This is a genomic window from Actinopolymorpha rutila (assembly GCF_013407855.1).
In the GTDB taxonomy this organism is placed as follows: domain Bacteria; phylum Actinomycetota; class Actinomycetes; order Propionibacteriales; family Actinopolymorphaceae; genus Actinopolymorpha; species Actinopolymorpha rutila.
On record NZ_JACBZH010000001.1, the window covers coordinates 1,968,382 to 1,984,478 of the forward strand.

Consider the following 16,097-nt stretch of genomic DNA (forward strand, 5'->3'; position numbering starts at 1 on the left):
CACGAGCAGGAGTTGGTCGCCATGGCGCGCGGTGACGCCGGCCGGGCCGGCAGGGCCGCCAGGGCGGGTGGGGCTGCCAGTGCCGACAGAGCCGCTCAGGAGGCCTACGCCGAGGTGGAGCGGGCGCTGCTGCGCCGGCTGCCCGAGCACAAGTCGGTCGAAGGCCCCACCCTCGAGCGGATCCGGCTGCTGTGCGAGCTGCTGGGTGAGCCGCAGCACGCCGCGCCGGTGATCCACCTGACCGGCACCAACGGCAAGACCTCCACCGCCCGGATGGTGGACTCGCTGCTGGCGGCGTTCGGTGTGCGAGCCGGTCGGCTGACCAGCCCGCACCTGGCCGAGATCCGGGAGCGGATCAGCCTGGCCGGCGAGCCGGTGTCCCCGGAGCGATTCGTGCAGGCCTACCACGAGGTGATGCCGTTCGTGGACCTCGCCGACCCGCGGCTGGACCGGCCGCTGTCGTTCTTCGAGATCGTCACCGCCATCGGGTTCGCCGTCTTCGCCGACGCCCCGGTGGACGCGGCGGTGCTGGAGGTCGGGCTCGGCGGGCGGTTCGACGCCACCAACGTTGCCGACGGCCGGGTCGCGGTGGTGACCCCGGTGGCCGTCGACCACGCGCACTACCTCGGCGACACGCCCGCGGAGATCGCCGGGGAGAAGGCCGGCATCATCAAGCCGGGTGCGGTCGCGGTGATCGCCCAGCAGGAGGTCGAGGTCGCGGAGGTGCTGATGCGCCGGGCCGCGGAGGTCGGCGCGACGTTGGCGCGGGAGGGCCTGGAGTTCGGTGTCGCCAACCGCGACCTCGCGGTCGGCGGGCAGCAACTCACGCTGCAGGGCCTGCACGGGACGTACGACGAGATCTTCCTGCCGCTGCACGGCGTCCACCAGGCACACAACGCCTCGGTGGCGCTGGCGGCGGTCGAGGCGTTCCTTGCCGGCGGGGTCACCGAGGGTGAGGGGCTGGACGCCGACCTGGTACGCGAGGGCTTCGCCAACGTCAGCTCGCCCGGGCGGCTGGAGGTCGTCCGCCGCAGCCCGACGGTGGTGCTGGACGCGGCGCACAACCCGCACGGTGCGACCGCGACCGCGGCGGCGGTCAGCGAGTCGTTCTCGTTCGAGCCGCTGGTCGGCGTGGTCGGGGTGATGGCGGACAAGGACGTCGAGGGTGTGCTCGAGGCGTTCGAGCCGGTGCTCAGCCGGATCGTGTGCACCCAGAACTCCACCGCGCGCGCCATGCCGGCCGCCGAACTCGCCGAGGTCGCGATGGACATCTTCGGCGAGGAACGCGTCGACCTCGCCCCGCGACTGGACGAGGCGCTGGACCTCGGTATGCGCCTGGCGGAGGAGCAGGCCAGCGCGCTCGGCTCGGGCGGCGTCCTGGTCACCGGCTCGGTCATCACCGCCGGCGAGGCCCGGGTCCTGCTCGGAGGACGGTGACGGCGTGCGATCGGTACTCGCGGCGATCCTCGTCTTCGAGGCGATCATCGTCGGCCTGGCCATCCCGGTGGCGGTCTCGATCGAGGATGTCAGCGGCGGCCGGGCCGGTGCGGTCGGCGGCGGGATCGCGGTCGCCTGCCTGGTCACGGCGGGCCTGCTGCGCTATCCCGCCGGGCGGGTGATCGGGTCGGTGCTGCAGGTGGTGGCGATCGCGCTGGGAGTCGTCGTACCGCTGATGTTCTTCCTCGGCGCGATCTTCGCCGTGTTGTGGTTCGTCTGCCTCGTGCTCGACCGGCGCGTCGTCGCGCTCCGGGCCGAGCGGGACGGCACCGAGTGACCGGTTACGCTGCGCATCCTGTCCGTCGTGTCAGTCCTGTCAGCCCTGTCAGATCTGTCCGTCCTGCCGGGCCGGCGTCCCCCTGCGCCGGCCCCTCTCACCGCGAGGAGTACGCGTGTCCGAGCGCACCCTGGTCCTGATCAAGCCCGACGCCGTACGCCGTGGCCTGGTCGGCGAGATCCTGAGCCGCTACGAACGCAAGGGGCTCGCCCCGGTCACGCTCGAACTCCGCACCATCGACGGGGCGATGGCCGACGCCCACTACGCCGAGCACGTGGAGAAGGCCTTCTACCCGCCGCTGCGCGACTTCGTGACGAGTGGCCCGCTGGTCGCGGCCGTGCTGGAGGGTGACCAGGCGGTCGAGGTCGTCCGGCTGCTCAACGGCGCGACCGACGCGCGCAAGGCGGCCGCCGGAACCGTCCGCGGCGACCTCGCGCTGTCCAACCGGGAGAACCTCGTGCACGGCTCGGACTCCCCGGAGTCGGCGGCCCGCGAGATCGCCCTCTGGTTCCCGAAGCTCGGCTGACGGCAGGTCCGGGGGCGGACCGCGCCGGCGCGTGCGGTCAGCCGGCCCCGGTGACGGTGAGCGCCACCAGCCCGAGGTTCAGCGCGGTCACCACGGTGGCGACGACCCCCGCGGCCGCCGTGGTGACCGGGTGGTTGGTGGCCTCGCCCATCAGGCTCCGCCGGGCCGTGAGGAGCACCAGCGGCACCACCGCGAACGGCACCCCGAACGACAGCACCACCTGCGACAGCACCAGCGCCCGGGTGGGGTCGACACCGCCCCCGAGCAGCAGCAGGGCCGGCACCAGCGTCACCAGCCGCCGCACCAGCAGCGGGATCCGCCGGCGCAGCAGCCCGGCCATGATCATCGCGCCCGCGTAGCAGCCGACCGAGGTGGAGGCCAGCCCGGAGGCGAGCAGCCCCACCGCGAAGATCACCGCCAGCCCGCCGCCGAGCTGGTCCGCGATCGCGACGTACGCACCTTCCAGCCGGTCCGTGCCCGGAATCCCTCGCAGTGCCGTGGCGGCGGCCAGCAGCAGGCCGAGGTTGACGGTGCCGGCCAGCACCATCGCCACCAGCACGTCGACCCGGGTGACGGCGAGATAGCGCCGGACCACCCGGCCCGCTCGGCGGCGCACCCGAGCAGCAGTGGCGTCCGTTCCGGCAGAGCGCCGTCCCGCGGAGGCCCAGGCGGCCAGCCGTCGCGCGGTCGGCCCGTCGGCGGCCAGGCCGGAGTGCAGGTAGACCGCGTGTGGCATCAGCGTCGCGCCGAGCATCGCGGTCGCGAGAAGCACGCTGTCCAGACCGGCGAACCCCGGGACCAGCCCGGCGGCGACCTTGCCGGGCGCCGGGGGAGCCACCACCAGGCCGGCGAGGAAACCGACCGTCACGACCAGCAGGAACGAGCCGATGACGCGTTCGAACGGACGCCGGCCGAGCCGGTCGTGCACGGCCAGCACCGCCATCGACACCGTGCCGGTGACCAGCCCGCCGACCAGCAGCGGCAGGTCGAACAGCAACGCCAGCGCGATCGCCCCGCCCACCACCTCGGCGAGGTCGGTGGCGATCGCGACCAACTCGGCCTGCAGCCAGTACGCCAGCCGGGCCGGCCGGGACAGCTCGTCCGCGACCAGCGCCGGTAGTGAACGCCCGGTGACCAGCCCCACCTTGGCGGAGAGGTACTGCACCAGACCGGCCATCAGGTTGGCGGCGACGATCACCCAGACCAGCAGGTAGCCGTACTTCGCGCCGGCGGTGACGTTGGTGGCGACGTTGCCGGGGTCGACGTAGGCGACCGCAGCGACCATCGCCGGACCGAGCAGGGCCGCCCCCGAGCGCATCCGTACGCCCGGCCACGGCCCACCGGCCCGGCTGCTCGTGCCTTCCGTGCCCCCCGTACCCCCGATCGTGGTCGTCATCGGGGCGCCGTGGTCCGCCTCGGCCCTACGCCTGGTCGCCGGTCAGCGCGCGCACCCGCCGCAGCACCTCCGGCGCCCCCAGCGCCCGGGCGACCGAGAACAGGTCGGGGCTGCGGGTGGAGCCGGTGAGCGCCACCCGGATCACCTGTGAGGCCTCGCGGATGGAGCCGGGGAACGCGTCCGGGTCGCGCTTGTACTCCTTGGCGTTCTTGGCGAAGCCGTGCCGGGCGGCGAGGTCGCGGATCTGGCCGAACCACTCCTGCGCGTCGTCCAGCTCCTGATACCCGTCGGCGAACTCACCGGCCAGCGTCCGGACGATGGCCGGGTCCAGCCCGCCCAGCCGCTCGTCGCCCGGGTCGGAGACCAGGGCAAACAGCGCCGGGAAGAAGAAGCCGTAGACCGGCCGGAAGTCCGACCACCGGCGCAGGTCCTTGCGGGGGTTGTCCACCCCTTCGCGTTCGACGGCCAGTGCGCGCAGCGCGAGGTCGCGGTCCTGCGCCACGACGTCCACCAGCTCGGGGTCGTACGCCTTCGCCCACGCGGAGAGCTGGTCGAGGATCTCCTCCCCGGACAGGGTGGCGATGTGGTCGGCGCTGATGTCGGACAGCTTCACCACGTCGACCAGAGGACCCGCCACGCCGCAGTCGGCCAGCCGGATCGGTGCCGCCAGCGCCTCCGCCATCGGCAGGTCGGCGAGCCGGCCGTTGGCCAGGCCGCGCAGGTAGTACTGCGTGGCCGGCGCGGGGTAGCCCGCCTCCAGGAAGAAGTCGACCGACGCCTCGGGGTCCTTGCGCTTGGACAGCTTGCGCTTGCTGCCGCCGTCCTGCTTGTTCAGCGGCGCGATGTGGGCGTACTCCGGCACCTCGAAGCCCAGCGCCTCGAACAGCTGCAGGTGCAGCGGCACCGACGAGATCCACTCGTCGGCGCGGATCACCAGGTTGACCCGCATCAGGTGGTCGTCCACGGCGTGCGCGAAGTGGTACGTCGGCAGCCGCGGCTCCTGCGCGGAGGTCTTCAGGATCACCACGTCGTTGCGGTTGGACTCGTGGGAGAGCTCGCCCCGGATGGCGTCGGTGAACCTGGTCCGGGCGCCGGGACGTGCCGGGGCGCGGAAGCGGACGACGTACGGCGCGCCCTCGGCGAGCTTGGCCCGCACGGCGTCGGGCTCGGCGTCCCGCCAGATCGCCCAGCGACCGTAGTAGCCGGTCGGCAGCTTCGTCTTCTGCTGCGTGGCGGTGATCTGCGCCAGCTCTTCCTTGGTGGCGAAGCAGAGGTACGCCTTGTCCTGGCGCAGCAGCTCGCGCACGTAGCTGAGGTAGATGTGCGAACGCCGGGACTGGCGGTACGGGCCGTAGTCGCCGGGCAGGTCCTCGGCCTCGTCCGGCTTCACCGCGAAGTAGGCGAAGGCCCGGTCGAACTGCTCCAGCGCGCCCGGCATCTCACGTGCCTGGTCGGTGTCCTCGATCCGGAAGACGTAGCGGCCGCCGGACTCGTCGGCGACGGACCGGTCGATGATCGCGACGTAGAGAAGACCCAGGTGGGCCGACCCGGTGGGCGACGGACCGACCCGCGTCACCTTCGCGCCCTCGGGCAGCTGCCGGGGCGGGTACTGCTGTTCCCAGTACGCCGGCTCGGGCAGGTCCGCGGGGAAGAGGGCGTCGATTTCGGCGCGGTCGAGCATCGCTGGTGATCTCCGTTGGCGACGACGTTGGGGTGGGATCGTTGCGTCGACCCTATGCGAGCACTGCCACCGGGCGACGACCGGTAGGCCGGTGATCACCCGGGGGGCGGGTCACCGTGACGTGCGGCCAGCCGGGCGCCGTGGTCGCGCACAGCGGCCCGCAACGTCGCGGGCGCCAGGACGTCGACGTCGCAGTCCAGCCCGGCGACGAACGACACCAGCGGGCCCAGCTCGTTGGCGGCCACCCGCAGGATCGTCGACGGCGCCTTGTCCTCGCCCGGCTCGCCGTCGGGTTCCAGCACGCCGACGCTGGGCGGGAACCGCCGGCGGGCCTCCGCCAGGTCGAACGGAACCCGGAGCCGGGCCTGGATCGACCACGGTGCGAGGTTGGTCCCTTCAGACACCATGGCGACCGCGTCCGGAGGGTCGGTGTGCTCGTACCGCCGGCCGGTCAGCACCGGGTCCCGCACCCGGTCGACCCGGAACGTACGCCAGTCGGCGCGGTCCCGGTCGCGGGCCACGAGGTACCACCGGCGGCCGGTGTGCACGATGCGGTACGGCTCGACCGACCGCTCGCTGGCCCGTCCCTGGTGGTCGAGGTAGCCGAACCGCACTCCCTCCGTACGCCGGCACCCGGTGGCCAGGAGGACCAGGACGTCGGCGTCCACCCGGGGGAGTTCCGGCCCGGGCAGCTGCACGGTGCTCGCCCGGACGGCGCTGACGCGTTCCCGCAGCCTGACCGGCAGCACCTGGTCGAGTTTCGCGAGTGCGGCGACCGCGGCGTCGGCCACGCCGGACACGGCGGTGGTCGCGGCGACGCCGAGCCCGACCGCGATGGCCACCGCCTCGTCGTCGTCCAGCAGGAGCGGAGGCAGCCGGCCGGCGGCGCCGAGGCGGTACCCGCCATGCGTACCCAGGTCGGCTCGTACGGGGTAGTCGAGGGAGCGCAGCCGGGTGACGTCGCGACGGACCGTACGCGGAGTCACGCCGAGGCGTTCGGACAGCTCCTCGCCAGGCCAGTGCGGGCGGGCCTGCAGGAGGGAGAGCAGCCGGAGAAGGCGCGCGGCGGTATCCATGACGTCCATGACCTCCATGACCTCCATGACCCGGCGATTCTTCCGCGCGCGCTCGCCGGGGGCCAGACCTCGGCGACGGATCGGCGGCCACCACCGGTTGTCGGTGGGCGGTGGCATGCTCCGCACACCCTCATCCGCGATCCCGCATCCGCCCGGGAGGCCCCCGTGGGACGACCTTCGAACCAACCCGCGAACCACACCGACGAACGTCGCTGCACCGGCTGGCCTGAGGAGGCGTTCGACGTGCTGCTGCGGCTGGACGGCGACCCGACTCTGGCCGAGCGCGAACGACATCGGCGCGACCGTGAGCGGCTGGTCCGCAAGCCGATGATCGAGTTGCTGGGGGAGGTCGCCGATGCCGACGAGGCCTACGACGACTTCCACGTGTGGGGCTTCGCCAAGATGCTGTGGCCGTGGCAGCGGCAGTGCGGCATGGTCCGGGTCGCACCCAACGTCGAGCTGGGGCTGTGGTTCGATCTCGACGGCCTGGCCGTTCAGTGTTCGTGGTGGTACGCACCGGGGGAGCAGATCGAGCGCTACCGGGCCTCGGTCGCCGGGGACGCCGGTGCGGAGCTGGCGGAGATCGTCGACGGACTGGCCGCGGACGGGTACGACATCGCCGGTGACCTGCTCAAGCGGGTGCCCCGCGGCTACGCGCCGGACCATCCCCGGGCGGAGCTGCTGCGCCACCGGACGTTGACCGCCGCCCGTCCGGTCGGTGGCGAGGCATGGCTGCAGACGCCGGAGGTGGTCGACCGGGTGCTCGCGGAGTTCGCCGCGCTGCGTCCGCTGACCTCGTGGTTCGCCGAGAATGCCGGACCGGAACTGTCCGCCACCGGGGCTAGCGTTCGGCCATGACCAGCCCGACGAACCCCCCGACCGGCTCCTGCGCCGACCCCGCGACGAGCAGTTCGATGAGGGCACACCTGCTCGACCTCTCCGACTTCGCCTGGCAGCGACTCCACCGCCGGCTCGGTGGCCTCGCCGACGAGGAATACCTCTGGGAGCCGGTGCCCGATGCCTGGACGGTGAGACCGACCGGAGACGGCGCGTACGCCGCCGACGGGTCGGCCATGCCCACGCAGCCGGCGCCGTTCACCACGCTGGCCTGGCGGATCGCCCACGTGACCGACGTTCTCGGCGCCGAGCGGACCGCCACCTGGCTCGGGCTGCCGGTCGGGCCGGACGAGGAGCCTGACCGGCCGCAAGGCACCGCCGACGCGGGTGTCGCCGCCCTCGAACGCGCGCACGCGATCTGGCGCCGACGGCTCGCCGCGGTGACCGGCGAGGCGCTGTCCCGGCCGATGGGCCAGATCGCGGGCCCCTTCGCCGACTCCGATGGTGCGGCGTTCGCGCTGCACATCCTGGACGAGCTGATCCACCACGGTGCTGAGATCGGGGTCGTCCGCGACCTGTACCAACACCAGCGCCCGCACGACCCGTTCGCCGACGCGTGCCTGCGCGGCGACCAAGCCGAGGCGGAGCGGCTGCGCGCCCAGGATCCGGGCGTGGTCGAACGCCTCGGCGCGGACGACCCCGGCATCGTGTCCCGGGCCGCCTCGCGCCAACGCTGGGACGCCGTGCGCCTCCTCGTCGACCTCGGGTTCGGCGTGGACGCGCCCGAGAGTTCGTCCGCGCCGTCCCCGCTCCACTACGCGGCCGGAGCCGGCGCGCTCGACGTGGTGCGGCTCCTCGTCGAGCACGGCGCCGACCTGGACCGTGCCGACCCGACCTTCGCGGCTACCCCGCTCGGCTGGGCCGAGCACTTCGGGCAGGCGGAGTCGGCGGCCTACCTCACGGCTGCGCGTCGGTGACCCCGTGCGCCCTCGGACCGGCCCCGGACCCGGGCCGCTGGTGCCCGAACCGCACCGGCGTCCACCGGCCGGAGTGTGCGGCGGGGTCGACCCGGCGTTGCGGCCCGGCGGCCGCCTCGGGTGCGGGCACGATCTCGGGTGCGGCCTCACCGGCCGCCACCATCCGGGCGGTCAGCCGTTCCCGCAGTTGGTCCGCGACCTGCCGGTGGGACGTGAGTCCGGCCAGGTTGCGGAGTTCGTACGGGTCGTTGGCCAGGTCGTACAACGCCGTCTCGACATACCGCGTGCCCGCGGATTCGTTCCAGGGGTGGGCGTCCGGGTCGACGACGTAGTACTTCCACCGGGGCGTGCGGATCGCGCGGCCCACCTCCGACTCGCTCACCTGGACGAACACCTCCTCCTGCCACTCGGCGCCGGGATCGCGGACCAGCGGCAGGAACGACCGGCCCTGCATCTGCTTCGGCACGTCCACGCCGGCGGCGTCGAGCAGGGTCGGCGGCAGGTCGATCGTGCTCACCGGCCTGTTCAGCGCGCCACCGGCGTCGAAGCCCGGGCCGCGCAGGGCGAGCGGCACCCGGATCGAGGCGTCGTGGCAGGAGCGCTTGTACTCCCCGTTGCGGGTCTTGAAGTGGCTGCCGTGGTCGGAGGTGAACGCGAGGACCGTGTCGTCGAGCAGGTCCAGGCTGCGCAGCGCGTCGACCAGCCGCCCGAGTCCCTCGTCGACCCGGCGGATCTGCCCGCAGTAACCACCGAGGTGCTGGTGTGCCGTGCCGCCCTGTGCCGACAGTGTGGCAAGGTCCGGCGGGAGCCAGCGGCCCTGGTAGCGCTCGGCGTAGCCCTCGGGTGCCGGATAGGTGTCCACCTCGTTCTGGTGGTGGGGCTCGATCAGCGACACGAAGAGAAAGAACGGCTGCCGGGTCCCGGACCCGTCCGGGCCGGTCTGGTCGGCGACGAACCGGATCGCCGCGTCGAACACCGCGTCCGACCGGTAGCCCGGCAACATCACCGGCTCGCCGTCGTCGTCGAACATCACCGTGCGGTAGGCGTCGGAGACGAACTCCAGCACGTTCGCCCCGAGCCAGCTCTGGTAGCCGCCGCGCTTGCCCGGCGGCACCGGCTCCTCGTCGGCGAGGTGCCACTTGCCGATGTATCCCGTGGAGTAGCCCGCGTCCGCGAAGCAGCTGGCCAGCGTGGGCACGTCGGCGGGGAGGGTACGGCCGTTGCGGAACACGCCGGTGGTGGTGGGGTATGCGCCGGTCTGGATCGCCGCCCGTGCCGGTGCGCACACCGGTTGCGGCGTACACGCCTGGACCACGTGTGTCCCGGTGCGCGCCATCGCGTCGAAGTTCGGGGTGAGGTCCAGCGGGTTGCCGTGCACCCCGGTGGTGTCCCAGCGCTGCTGGTCGGTGAAGACGACCACCACGTTGGGCCTGGCGGCAGACGTGCTGTGGGGGCTGGCGTCGGGGCTGGCGTCGGGCATGGTGGGACCTTCCTGTCGGTGAACGGAACCGGCAGGTCTGAACTATCACCACCGTCGGGGCAAGAGGAATCCACTGCACACGAACGTGAACAGCGCGAGCACGGCGGGGGCAGGTCGCACCCGCGGCAGGGGATCCGTGCGGAGGCGCGCAGCTCGGACGTCCGTCGGACGCCGGGGAGGTCAGGACGTCGGGTAGGTCAGGACGCCGGGTAGGTCAGGACGCCGGGTAGGTCAGGACGCCGGGTAGGTCAGGACGCGGGGTAGGTCAGGCGTCGGGGAGGACCGTGCGGCTGACGTTGACGGGGACGCTCAGCGTCAGGGGCTCGCCGCCGTCGGCCAGCGGGGGCTCGCCGACCACCACCTCGGCGTCGTCGGCCGCGCCGAGCGCGCGGGCACGAGACGCCCAGTCTTCGATGTCGGCGAGAGTGAGTCCCGATCCGGTCGGGAGACACAAGAACGCGGCCATGCCGCACATCCTCCCATCAGACCCTGGCACCTCCTACCCGGACCAGGCGTGGCGGGCCTGGAGGACGTCGAGCTACCCGCCCCGGCGGCCGCGCCGGGCATCCCGCCGGGCCTGGCGGGCATCGCGCAGTGCGTCCCGGCGTTCGGCCCGGGCACCGGCGAGCGCGGACCTGCGCTGGGCCCGGGCCTCGCCGAGCGCCGCGCCACGCTGGGCCCGGGCGTCGGCGAGGGCCTCGCGTCTGCCCTCCCGGGCGGCGCGGAACCTGTCGTAGGGCCGGGAGCTCGCCACCCGCAGACCTCCGAGCAGGGAGAACGCGCGAACCCGCAGCGTCGGCGCGTCGTCGCCGGCCACCTCGTCGACGTCGATCCGGCGGCCACCGAGCAGGCTGAACCCCTCGGTCACCACCGAGACCCCGGGCGGGACGGTGAGGCTGACGCCCCCGATGAGCGACACCGAGGTCAGGGTGACCTCCGGCGCGTCCAGCTGGGCCTCCCGCAGGTCGAGGTCGACACCGCCGATCAGCGTCACCGACACCAGGTGGTCGCGCATCCGCCAGCGGCCACCCCGGCGCAGCCCGCCCAGAGGCGTCACGTGCCAGTCGGTGCGACCGCGACCCGCGGAGGGGCGTACGGCGGCCTCGGCGGCCTCCTCGGCGCCGACCGGCAGATCGCGGAGGAGGGGTTCGAGTTCGCCGCGGGTGCGTGCGGTGTAGGAGCGTTCCAGCCGGTCGCTGAACTCCTCCAACGTCAGCCGGCCCTCGCCGCACGCGGAGTTCAGCCGGGTGACGACCGCCTCCCGCTCGGCGTCGGAGGCCAGGATGTCGGCGCCGCCTGCTGCCGAGTGGGCGGGTCCCGGCTGCTCGGACGGGTGGGGTTCGGGTTGCTGGTCGTTCATGGCCGCCTTCCCCGTGCTGTGTCGGGTGGTGGGCCCATCCGTGCGAAGGACCGGGGTGCGTGTCCCGGTCCCGCCCACCGCGCGGACATTATCCCGCCGCACCGACAGGATCCCGGCGTACCAACAGAATCCCGGCCTGCTCGGCCCGCGCTCCACACCATGCACACCGCGGCCGGGTGAGCAGGCGGTAGGAGAGCGCGGCGACGCCGAGGCCCCCACCCCACAGGAGGTACGCGGACATGGCCACCCCCATGAACCAGAGCGGAAACCCGTCGGTCTGCGCCGCACCGGCCGGCTGGGAGAGGAGCTGGACCAGGCCGGTTCCGAAGTACGCCGTCATCCCGACCGAGACGGCCAGTCCCGGGCCGAGGACCAGCCACCGCGGCACCCGGCGACCGGCGAGGCCGAGCACCCAGCGCGGCCAGACCCGTCCGAAGCGGTGGACCTGCGCCAGCGGCAGCAGAGTGCCGGCGAGCGCGAGGGCCACCACGAACGCGAGGCCCGCCACCCTGCCCGCGGCAGTGGTCGCGGGGGCCGCCACGTGGCTGAACCCGACCATGGCCTGGGCGCCGAACCGGATCACGCACCCGAGAACCGCCGCGTAACCGGCCGCGAACGCCCACGACGGCGCCCGCACCCCGCTTTCGGTCCCGGACGTCCCGGCGGTCCCGGTGGGCCCGGACGACCCAGCTGGATCGCCGCGCGCCGGCCGGCCACAGCCCGGACAGCCGTCCCGCAGCCGCCGACCGGCGGCCAGCGCGGTCGCACCCACCAGCACCGCGCCCGCCATGCAGCCGGCCCGGCTGAGCAGCGCACCCGCGCCGAACGGTACGACTTTGCCCACGAACAGCAGCCCCACCACGTCGAGCAGGAGGAGGCAGGCGGCGGAGGTGATCGCCGCGCTCACGGCCCAGGCGACCGCCACAACGGCCCAGCCCGCGACCGCTCGAGCTCCGGTGACCCTCGGCCCGGTCGGTCGGTCGTGCCCGGAGACCACACCGAGTGGGCCGACGAGCAGGCGGACGGCCAGTGCCACCGCGGCCGCCGCCGCGCACAGAACCACCACCCCCCAGCCGGAGAAGGCGAGCAGATCGGGGCCGATCGGCGGGAACCACGGCCGGTGACCGAGTGCCCAGTACGTCCGAAGTGCGCCGTACGCGAGGGCCCATCCGATCACGACCTCTGGCAACCACGCCGACCAGTGGACACCGGGGCGGGGCGAGCGGGAGGCGGCTTCCGGTCTCCGCCCGAGGTCGGGATCCCGTCGCGGGTGGCCGTCCAAGTCGTCCAGGCCGTCCAGGGCATCCAGCTTGTCGAAGCCGTCCGCGTCGCGGCGGATTCGCATACCGTCAGGAGTTCGCATGTCTTCACGCTGGCCGGGGCGGCCCCGGTCCAGCCTCCCTCCCGCGGGGGAACGGCGTCACCCGCCCGGCCGACCTCGCGGCGGGCGGCCCCCGCCGGGCACCTCGAACCCGCGCGGCGGACCTGCGGCCCGGCCCGGCACCCGCCCGGCGGTTACCCTGGATGCTTTGGCCGACGAGACCCCGATCGAAGGTGTGCTGACAACCATGGCCGTGGAGTCGCTGTTCCCCCGGCTGGAGCCCCTGCTACCGGCGGTGCAGAAGCCGATCCAGTACGTCGGCGGTGAGCTGAACTCGACCGTCAAGGACTGGGACTCCACCGAGGTCCGATGGGCGCTGATGTACCCCGACGCCTACGAGGTGGGCCTGCCCAACCAGGGCGTGCAGATCCTCTACGAGGTGCTCAACGAGCGTGACTGGATCCTGGCCGAGCGCACATATTCCGTGTGGCCGGACATGGAGAAGGTGCTGCGGGACAATGCCATCCCGCAGTTCACCGTCGACGGGCACCGCCCGGTCGGGGCGTTCGACGTCCTCGGTGTGTCGTTCGCCACCGAGCTGGGCTACACCAACCTGCTCACCGCGCTCGACCTGGCCGGCATCCCGCTGGAGGCCCGCGAGCGCACCGACGAGCACCCGATCGTGCTGGCCGGCGGCCACTCCGCGTTCAACCCCGAGCCGATCGCCGACTTCCTCGACGCCGCCGTCCTCGGTGACGGGGAGGAGGTCGTCCTCGCGATCAGCGAGGTGATCCGGGAGTGGAAGGCCGAGGGCAGCCCGGGCGGGCGGGACGAGCTGCTGTTCCGGCTGGCCGTCTCCGGCGGGGTCTACGTACCCAAGTTCTACGACGTCGACTACCTCCCCGACGGCCGGATCAAGCGCGTTGCCCCCAATCGCAGCGGCGTTCCGTGGCAGGTCGTCAAGCACACGCTGATGGACCTCGACAAGTGGCCCTACCCCAAGCAGCCGCTGGTCCCGCTGGCGGAGACCGTGCACGAACGCTTCTCGGTGGAGATCTTCCGCGGCTGCACCCGCGGCTGCCGGTTCTGCCAGGCGGGGATGATCACCCGGCCGGTACGTGAGCGCAACATCTCCACCATCGGCGAGATGGTGCAGAAGGGCGTGGAGGCGTCCGGCTTCGAGGAGGTCGGCCTGCTGTCGCTGTCCAGCGCCGACCACTCCGAGATCGGTGACGTGGCGAAGGGTCTCGCCGACAGGTACGACGGGAGCAACGTCTCCTTGTCACTGCCGTCGACGCGGGTCGACGCGTTCAATGTCACCTTGGCGAACGAGCTTTCCCGCAACGGCCGCAGGTCCGGGTTGACGTTCGCGCCCGAGGGCGGCAGCGAGCGGATGCGCAAGGTCATCAACAAGATGGTCAGCGAGGACGACCTCATCCGCACAGTCGCCACCGCCTACGCCAACGGCTGGCGGCAGGTGAAGCTCTACTTCATGTGCGGGCTGCCGACCGAGACCGACGAGGACGTACTCGCCATCGCCGACCTGGCGCAGCGGGTGATCGCCACCGGTCGCGAGGTGTCCGGTCGCAACGACATCCGGTGCACGGTGTCCATCGGCGGGTTCGTGCCCAAGCCGCACACGCCGTTCCAGTGGGCCGCCCAGGAGTCCTGGGAGAACGTCGACGCCCGGCTGTCCAAGCTGCGGGCCGCGATCCGGAGCGACCGGAAGTACGGCAAGGCGATCGGGCTGCGCTACCACGACGGACAGCCCTCGGTGGTCGAGGGACTGCTGTCCCGCGGTGACCGCCGCGTCGGCCGGGTGATCCGGGCGGTGTGGGCCGACGGCGGCCGGTTCGACGGCTGGAGCGAGCACTTCTCCTACGACCGGTGGGTGAAGGCGTGCGAGGAGGCGCTGGCCGGCGAGCCGGTCGACCTCGACTGGTACACCACCCGCGAACGCGGCGAGGCCGAGGTGCTCCCGTGGGACCACCTCGACGCCGGCCTGGACCGGGAGTGGCTGTGGGAGGACTGGCAGGACTCGCTGGACGAGGTGGAGGTCGAGGACTGCCGCTGGACGCCGTGCTTCGACTGCGGTGTCTGCCCGCAGATGGGTACGGAGATCCAGGTCGGCCCGACCGGGCAGAAGATGCTGCCCATCGTGGGTGTCTCGCAGGCCAGGCAGGCCGACCTCCTCGCCCCGGCCGGCAGCCGCGACTCCGGCTGACCGACCGGCCGGTCGGCTGAGCCAGGCTGACCGGCCGCCACGGGCTGACCGATAGGGTCTGCGGCGAGATGAGCCGGACACCGAAGCCACCCGACCGAAACACCCCGCCGACCGTGCAGCGGTTGCGCTTCCGGTACGCCAAGCGGGGGCGGCTGCGGTTCACCAGCCACCGCGACTTCCAGCGAGCGCTGGAACGTGCCGTCCGCCGGGCGGGCGTACCCATCGCATACTCCGCCGGCTTCAGTCCGCATCCGAAGATCTCCTACGCGGGCGCCGCGCCGACCGGGGCCGCCAGTGAGGCGGAGTACGCCGAACTCGGTGTCGCTGTGCGTTGCGACCCGCAGGCGCTGCGTACCGGTCTGGATGCCGCGCTGCCCGACGGGCTGGACGTACTGGAGGTCGTGGAGGCAGGCCCGGGCGCGCTGGCGGACCGCCTGCAGGCGTCGTTCTGGGAGATCGCCTGCCCGCTGGAGGCGGCCGACGACCTGGCCGCGGCGGTCGAGGCGTTCCTCGCCCGCGACGTGGTGGAGGTGGAACGCCTCACCAAGAACGGACTTCGCGTATTCGACATTCGGGACGCCGTCCGGCGACTCGACCTGGCTCGGCCGGAACCGGCCGGGGGCGCACCGTCCGGCGGAGCGACCGACCTCTCGATTCCTTGTGCGATACTGCAGGTGGTCGTGCGGCACGGAACGCCCGCTGTGCGACCCGACGACGTCCTCGCTGGGCTCCGCCTGGCGTCAGGGCTCGAGCTTCCGCCACCACATCGCATGACCCGGCGGAGCCAGGGCCCGTGGGACGAGGAGTCCGGCACCGTGGGCGACCCGCTGGCCCCCGACCGCGACGCTTCCGTCACCTCGTGAGTGACAGGAGCCGTTGACGCGGTTGGGACGCCGACCCGGGAGCGGCGCCGTGGCGAAGGCGCCGTCGCGGTTCCGATGCGAAGCCACGGCTCGCGGTCGGGACTGACAAGCGACTTACGTCGGAGCCGCCTGCGGGTGGCCCCGGCGACCGACACGGGCCTCCGCGCGGCTCACCAGCCCGGGGGCTGACAGGAGACAGACTTGCTCGAAAACGAGCCCGGCGCCGAAACGGGCGCCACACCCGAATACTCCGATCGACCCGCTGCCGACACCGGTGGCTCGCCGCCGCAGGCAGACGGCCCGCCGCAGGAGCCGGAGGCGTCGAGCACCACGCCGCGGCGCACCACCCGTAAGCGCGCGAGCCGGGCGAAGAAGGCCGCCGCGCCGGCCGAGGCCACCGCGGACGCTGAGTCCCCGTCGGGTTCGGCCGAAGGTACGGCTGACGGCGCGCCCGACAGCGCGGCTGACGGTGCGGCCGAGGAGCAGAAGCCGGCGCCGCGCAAGCGAGCCGCCGCCAAGCGCACCCGGGCCAAGAAGGCCGCGGCGCCGAAGAACATCCAGCCGGAGAACGCCCCGCCGGAG

Annotated in this window: 14 protein-coding genes; 7 read left to right on the forward strand and 7 right to left on the reverse strand. The window is 73.0% G+C overall.

Translation table 11 applies throughout. The features are described from left to right. Positions 1 to 21: 21 nt before the first annotated feature. From F4554_RS08785 to ndk, 3 genes are all read left to right on the forward strand, one after another. Entirely contained in the window at positions 22 to 1,437 is a 1,416-nt protein-coding gene (locus F4554_RS08785; RefSeq protein WP_179786932.1) for a bifunctional folylpolyglutamate synthase/dihydrofolate synthase, read from the forward strand. A 4-nt stretch (positions 1,438 to 1,441) separates the two neighbouring features. Further along, positions 1,442 to 1,774: a DUF4233 domain-containing protein gene (locus F4554_RS08790; RefSeq protein ID WP_179786933.1), complete on the forward strand. Its 333-nt coding sequence runs from the start codon at positions 1,442 to 1,444 to the stop codon at positions 1,772 to 1,774. A gap of 115 nt (positions 1,775 to 1,889) precedes the next feature. Further along, positions 1,890 to 2,300, forward strand: a complete 411-nt coding sequence (ndk, locus tag F4554_RS08795) for a nucleoside-diphosphate kinase (RefSeq protein WP_179786934.1) — start codon at positions 1,890 to 1,892, stop codon at positions 2,298 to 2,300. A gap of 37 nt (positions 2,301 to 2,337) precedes the next feature. On the opposite strand, the gene F4554_RS08800 is transcribed toward ndk, so the two are convergent. The 3 genes from F4554_RS08800 to F4554_RS08810 all read right to left on the reverse strand — a co-directional run bounded on the left by F4554_RS08800 (position 2,338) and on the right by F4554_RS08810 (position 6,462). Next, positions 2,338 to 3,618 (reverse strand): Nramp family divalent metal transporter, encoded by a 1,281-nt coding sequence (locus F4554_RS08800; protein ID WP_179791386.1) that lies wholly within the window; start codon positions 3,616 to 3,618, stop codon positions 2,338 to 2,340. A gap of 103 nt (positions 3,619 to 3,721) precedes the next feature. Next, positions 3,722 to 5,377 carry a glutamate--tRNA ligase gene (locus F4554_RS08805; protein WP_179786935.1) on the reverse strand — a complete coding sequence of 552 codons (1,656 nt, stop codon included), beginning with the start codon at positions 5,375 to 5,377 and terminating at the stop codon, positions 3,722 to 3,724. A gap of 95 nt (positions 5,378 to 5,472) precedes the next feature. Beyond that, on the reverse strand, positions 5,473 to 6,462 hold the full coding sequence (locus F4554_RS08810) for a helix-turn-helix transcriptional regulator (protein WP_179786936.1): 990 nt from the start codon (positions 6,460 to 6,462) through the stop codon (positions 5,473 to 5,475). 156 nt (positions 6,463 to 6,618) lie between these two features. Here F4554_RS08810 and F4554_RS08815 point away from each other — a divergent pair, with 156 nt between their 5' ends. Together F4554_RS08815 and F4554_RS08820 are read left to right on the forward strand one after the other, a co-directional pair. Then, positions 6,619 to 7,311, forward strand: coding sequence for a DUF2461 family protein (locus F4554_RS08815; protein ID WP_179786937.1), 693 nt, complete (start codon positions 6,619 to 6,621; stop codon positions 7,309 to 7,311). Next, entirely contained in the window at positions 7,308 to 8,267 is a 960-nt protein-coding gene (locus F4554_RS08820) for an ankyrin repeat domain-containing protein (RefSeq protein ID WP_179786938.1), read from the forward strand. The genes F4554_RS08815 and F4554_RS08820 overlap by 4 nt, the downstream gene beginning before the upstream one ends. Here the strand turns inward: F4554_RS08820 and F4554_RS08825 are convergent. The 4 genes from F4554_RS08825 to F4554_RS08840 form a co-directional block, all read right to left on the reverse strand. After that, entirely contained in the window at positions 8,248 to 9,747 is a 1,500-nt protein-coding gene (locus tag F4554_RS08825) for a sulfatase family protein (protein WP_179786939.1), read from the reverse strand. The two genes, F4554_RS08820 and F4554_RS08825, sit on opposite strands and share 20 nt — an antisense overlap. Before the next feature lie 265 nt (positions 9,748 to 10,012). Beyond that, positions 10,013 to 10,213: a hypothetical protein gene (locus F4554_RS08830; RefSeq protein ID WP_179786940.1), complete on the reverse strand. Its 201-nt coding sequence runs from the start codon at positions 10,211 to 10,213 to the stop codon at positions 10,013 to 10,015. Between the two features lie 72 nt (positions 10,214 to 10,285). Next, entirely contained in the window at positions 10,286 to 11,107 is an 822-nt protein-coding gene (locus F4554_RS08835; protein WP_179786941.1) for a DUF1707 SHOCT-like domain-containing protein, read from the reverse strand. A gap of 88 nt (positions 11,108 to 11,195) precedes the next feature. After that, complete coding sequence (locus tag F4554_RS08840) at positions 11,196 to 12,470, reverse strand: hypothetical protein (RefSeq protein ID WP_179786942.1); 1,275 nt, start codon at positions 12,468 to 12,470, stop codon at positions 11,196 to 11,198. Between the two features lie 205 nt (positions 12,471 to 12,675). Between F4554_RS08840 and F4554_RS08845 the strand changes: the two genes are divergently transcribed. Together F4554_RS08845 and F4554_RS08850 are read left to right on the forward strand one after the other, a co-directional pair. Then, positions 12,676 to 14,652 (forward strand): TIGR03960 family B12-binding radical SAM protein, encoded by a 1,977-nt coding sequence (locus F4554_RS08845; protein WP_179791387.1) that lies wholly within the window; start codon positions 12,676 to 12,678, stop codon positions 14,650 to 14,652. 68 nt (positions 14,653 to 14,720) lie between these two features. Continuing rightward, a complete protein-coding gene (locus F4554_RS08850) occupies positions 14,721 to 15,515 on the forward strand; it encodes a TIGR03936 family radical SAM-associated protein (protein ID WP_202889214.1) in 795 nt (264 codons plus the stop codon). The last annotated feature ends 582 nt before the right edge of the window (positions 15,516 to 16,097 follow it).

What these genes read in the sequence shown, in the direction of transcription:
- F4554_RS08785 (WP_179786932.1), top strand. Translation starts at nt 22, where the DNA reads ATGGCGCGCGGTGACGCCGGCCGGGCCGGCAGGGCCGCCAGGGCGGGT.
- F4554_RS08800 (WP_179791386.1), bottom strand. Translation starts at nt 3,618, where the DNA reads ATGCGCTCGGGGGCGGCCCTGCTCGGTCCGGCGATGGTCGCTGCGGTC.
- F4554_RS08805 (WP_179786935.1), bottom strand. Translation starts at nt 5,377, where the DNA reads ATGCTCGACCGCGCCGAAATCGACGCCCTCTTCCCCGCGGACCTGCCC.
- F4554_RS08810 (WP_179786936.1), bottom strand. Translation starts at nt 6,462, where the DNA reads ATGGACGTCATGGATACCGCCGCGCGCCTTCTCCGGCTGCTCTCCCTC.
- F4554_RS08820 (WP_179786938.1), top strand. Translation starts at nt 7,308, where the DNA reads ATGACCAGCCCGACGAACCCCCCGACCGGCTCCTGCGCCGACCCCGCG.
- F4554_RS08825 (WP_179786939.1), bottom strand. Translation starts at nt 9,747, where the DNA reads ATGCCCGACGCCAGCCCCGACGCCAGCCCCCACAGCACGTCTGCCGCC.
- F4554_RS08830 (WP_179786940.1), bottom strand. Translation starts at nt 10,213, where the DNA reads ATGGCCGCGTTCTTGTGTCTCCCGACCGGATCGGGACTCACTCTCGCC.
- F4554_RS08835 (WP_179786941.1), bottom strand. Translation starts at nt 11,107, where the DNA reads ATGAACGACCAGCAACCCGAACCCCACCCGTCCGAGCAGCCGGGACCC.
- F4554_RS08840 (WP_179786942.1), bottom strand. Translation starts at nt 12,470, where the DNA reads ATGCGAACTCCTGACGGTATGCGAATCCGCCGCGACGCGGACGGCTTC.
- F4554_RS08845 (WP_179791387.1), top strand. Translation starts at nt 12,676, where the DNA reads ATGGCCGTGGAGTCGCTGTTCCCCCGGCTGGAGCCCCTGCTACCGGCG.
- F4554_RS08850 (WP_202889214.1), top strand. Translation starts at nt 14,721, where the DNA reads ATGAGCCGGACACCGAAGCCACCCGACCGAAACACCCCGCCGACCGTG.